3 protein-coding genes are annotated in these 3,560 nt (G+C 60.5%); all 3 read right to left on the bottom strand.

The annotated features are described in order from the left end of the window. Nucleotides 1-159 precede the first annotated feature (159 nt). The 3 genes from fusA to rpsL all read right to left on the bottom strand — a co-directional run bounded on the left by fusA (nucleotide 160) and on the right by rpsL (nucleotide 3,198). Entirely contained in the window at nucleotides 160-2,250 is a 2,091-nt protein-coding gene (gene fusA / locus EOB59_RS34075) for an elongation factor G (protein ID WP_027027748.1), read from the bottom strand. A gap of 29 nt (nucleotides 2,251-2,279) precedes the next feature. After that, nucleotides 2,280-2,750 carry a 30S ribosomal protein S7 gene (rpsG, locus tag EOB59_RS34070; RefSeq protein ID WP_008875664.1) on the bottom strand — a complete coding sequence of 157 codons (471 nt, stop codon included), beginning with the start codon at nucleotides 2,748-2,750 and terminating at the stop codon, nucleotides 2,280-2,282. A 76-nt stretch (nucleotides 2,751-2,826) separates the two neighbouring features. Further along, nucleotides 2,827-3,198, bottom strand: coding sequence for a 30S ribosomal protein S12 (rpsL, locus tag EOB59_RS34065; RefSeq protein WP_006333356.1), 372 nt, complete (start codon nucleotides 3,196-3,198; stop codon nucleotides 2,827-2,829). Between the last annotated feature and the right edge of the window lie 362 nt (nucleotides 3,199-3,560).

Below are 3,560 nucleotides of genomic sequence, written 5' to 3'. Positions count from 1 at the left end.
CGTGGCCAATCGTGCCGATGTTCACGTGAGGCTTGTTACGCTCGAATTTACCTTTGGCCATAATCGTTCTCCGTCTATTCTACCCGCTAAGGGGAAATTGTTATTCGCTCTTCAGATCCGGCACCGCGCAAGGAGCGCGACCCGGTGGCTAAGAAACCCTTAGGCGTATTTCTTCTGGACTTCCTGAGCCACTGCGGTCGGAACCGGCTCATAGTGATCGAACTGCATAGTGTAGGCCGCACGGCCCTGGCTCATCGAGCGCAGGTTGTCGACATACTTGAACATGTTGGCGAGCGGCACCATCGCGTTGATGACGACGGCAACGCCGCGCGCTTCCTGACCCTGAATCTGGCCACGACGACCGTTCAGATCGCCGATGACGCTGCCGACGTAGTCTTCCGGCGTCACAACTTCGACCTTCATGATCGGCTCCAGAAGCTGCACGCCAAGCTTGGGTGCTGCTTCACGGAAGCAGGCGCGGCCGGCGATTTCGAAGGCCAGGACGCTGGAGTCGACATCGTGGTAAGCGCCGTCGATGAGGGTCGCCTTGACGCCGATCATCGGGAAGCCCGCGAACGGACCCGAGGTCATGACGCTGTTGATGCCCTTTTCGACACCGGGGATGTATTCCTTCGGCACGGCGCCGCCGACGATCTTGGTCTCGAACTCGAACTCGCTGCTGTCCGGATTCGGCTCGAAGACGATCTTGACGCGAGCGAACTGACCGGTACCGCCGGTCTGCTTCTTGTGCGTGTAGTCCTGCTCGTGCCTGCGGGTGATCGTCTCGCGATAAGCCACCTGCGGTGCGCCGACATTGGCCTCGACCTTGAACTCGCGACGCATGCGGTCGACGATGATGTCCAGGTGAAGTTCGCCCATGCCGGAAATGATGGTCTGGCCGCTTTCCTCGTCGGTCTTGACACGGAAGGACGGATCCTCGGCGGCCAGGCGGTGAAGGGCGAGGCCCATCTTTTCCTGGTCGTTCTTGGTCTTCGGCTCGATGGCGATCTGGATGACCGGATCGGGGAACTCCATGCGCTCGAGAATGACCGGATGCAGCGGATCGCTCAGCGTGTCGCCGGTGGTCGTGTCCTTGAGACCGGCAAGAGCAACGATGTCGCCGGCAAAAGCCTCTTCGACGTCGGCGCGCGAGTTCGCATGCATCTGCAGCATGCGGCCGATGCGCTCTTTCTTGCCCTTCACGGTGTTGTCGACCGAGATGCCCTTGGTGAGCCTGCCCGAATAGATGCGGGCAAAGGTCAGCGAACCGACGAACGGGTCGTTCATGATCTTGAAGGCGAGCATCGACAGAGGCTCGTTGTCGTCGGCGTGACGCTCGATCTCGGCGTCGGTCTTGGCATCGACACCCTTGATGGCGGGAACATCGGCCGGCGACGGCAGATATTCGACGACGGCGTCGAGCAGCGGCTGCACGCCCTTGTTCTTAAAGGCCGAGCCACAGAACATCGGGTAGAACTTGACCGCGATGGTGCCCTTGCGGATCAGCGCGCGGATCTCATCATTCGACGGCATCTTGCCTTCGAGGTAATTTTCAAGCGCCGTCTCGTCCATTTCGACGGCGGCCTCGATCATCTTCTCGCGGTATTCTTCGGCACGAGCCTTGAGGTCGTCCGGGATCTCGACGACATCCCAGGCAGCGCCCAGCGTCTCGTCGCGCCAGACAAGCGCGTTCATCTCGACGAGGTCGACGACGCCCTTGAACTCGGTCTCGGCGCCAATCGGCAGCTGCATGACAACGGCATGCGCGCCGAGGCGCGAACCGATCATCTCGACCGAGCGATAGAAGTCGGCGCCGATCTTGTCCATCTTGTTGCAGAAGATCATGCGCGGAACGCGGTACTTGTCGGCCTGGCGCCAGACGGTCTCGGTCTGCGGCTCAACGCCGGCATTGGCATCGAGCAGCGCGATGGCGCCGTCGAGCACGCGCAGCGAACGCTCGACTTCGATGGTGAAGTCGACGTGGCCGGGGGTGTCGATGATGTTGAAGCGGTGCATCTTGCCGTCACGAGCCTTCCAGAAGGTCGTGGTCGCGGCGGAGGTGATCGTGATGCCGCGCTCCTGCTCCTGCTCCATCCAATCCATGGTGGCAGCGCCGTCGTGGACTTCGCCGATCTTGTGCGACTTGCCCGTGTAGTAGAGGACGCGCTCGGTGGTCGTCGTCTTGCCGGCGTCAATATGCGCCATGATACCGAAATTGCGGTAGTCTTCGATTTTGTATTCGCGGGCCATCGTAGCTGCCTCTCAGTCTCGTTCGCGCTTTACCAGCGGTAGTGCGCGAAAGCGCGGTTGGCTTCAGCCATCTTGTGGGTGTCTTCACGCTTCTTGACAGCCGTGCCGCGGTTGTTGGCCGCATCCATCAGCTCGCCGGAGAGGCGGTCGACCATCGTGGTCTCATTGCGATTGCGGGCCGCAGCGATCAGCCAGCGAATGGCCAATGCCTGGCGGCGCTCGGGGCGCACATCAACCGGAACCTGGTAGGTGGCGCCACCGACACGACGCGAACGCACTTCAACATGAGGCGCGACATTGTCGAGCGCCTGATGGAAGACGGTGACCGGCTCCTGCTTGGTCTTCGACTGAACCTGGTCGAGCGCGCCGTAGACGATGGTCTCGGCGACCGACTTCTTGCCGTCATACATGACGGCGTTCATGAACTTGGTGACGATCAGATCGCCGAACTTCGGGTCCGGATTGATCTCACGCTTTTCTGCACTGTGACGACGCGACATGGCTTTTGTCTCTCAATCTCATAACCCGACGCACCCAAGGAGCGCCAAGGCCGGAAAATCTTACTTCGGACGCCCCTTACTTCGGACGCTTGGCGCCGTACTTCGAACGGCGCTGCTTGCGGTTCTTCACACCCTGCGTGTCGAGCACGCCGCGGATGATGTGGTAGCGAACGCCCGGAAGATCCTTGACGCGGCCGCCGCGGATCATCACCACGGAGTGTTCCTGAAGGTTGTGGCCTTCGCCGGGGATGTACCCGATCACTTCAAAACCATTGGTCAGGCGGATCTTGGCCACCTTGCGCAGCGCCGAGTTCGGCTTCTTCGGCGTCGTTGTATAGACGCGCGTGCAGACGCCCCGCTTCTGCGGGTTCTGCTGCATGGCCGGGACCTTGTTGCGCTTCACCGGCGCAATGCGCGGCTTGCGGATCAGCTGGTTGACGGTAGGCATTAAACCCTCTTGTCTCTCAATTCCGTGTCTCGCCCGGTCAGGGCCGCTCAAAGCGTCATTTCCATACGCAAATTCGGGCCATAAACCGCGCCTCGCGGTCTTGCCCGAACAAAAGGCAGAGGAAGCGGAAGCCGCTTCGTGCACGCCGGAAATGTCTTTTCGCTCGTAAAACGAACCCTGTTTGAGGCAAACTCCAAAGCGTGTCGCTTCGGAAGGGAGAGCCTCACATCGGTTCTGACTGGGCGGCTTCTACTCGTAAGACCGCGGACCGTCAAGCCCGGAGCACTAAATATTGCGCGCCGACCAAGGCTTGGCAGCCATGCGAAAACCGCATGTAATTTTCTTTCGCATTTTTGCAAGAG

Origin of the sequence: Mesorhizobium sp. M7A.F.Ca.MR.176.00.0.0 (assembly GCF_004023165.1) — a bacterium.
Lineage (GTDB): Bacteria > Pseudomonadota > Alphaproteobacteria > Rhizobiales > Rhizobiaceae > Mesorhizobium.
Note: the sequence above shows the minus strand (reverse complement) of the source record. Positions and strands in the feature narration are given on the sequence as shown.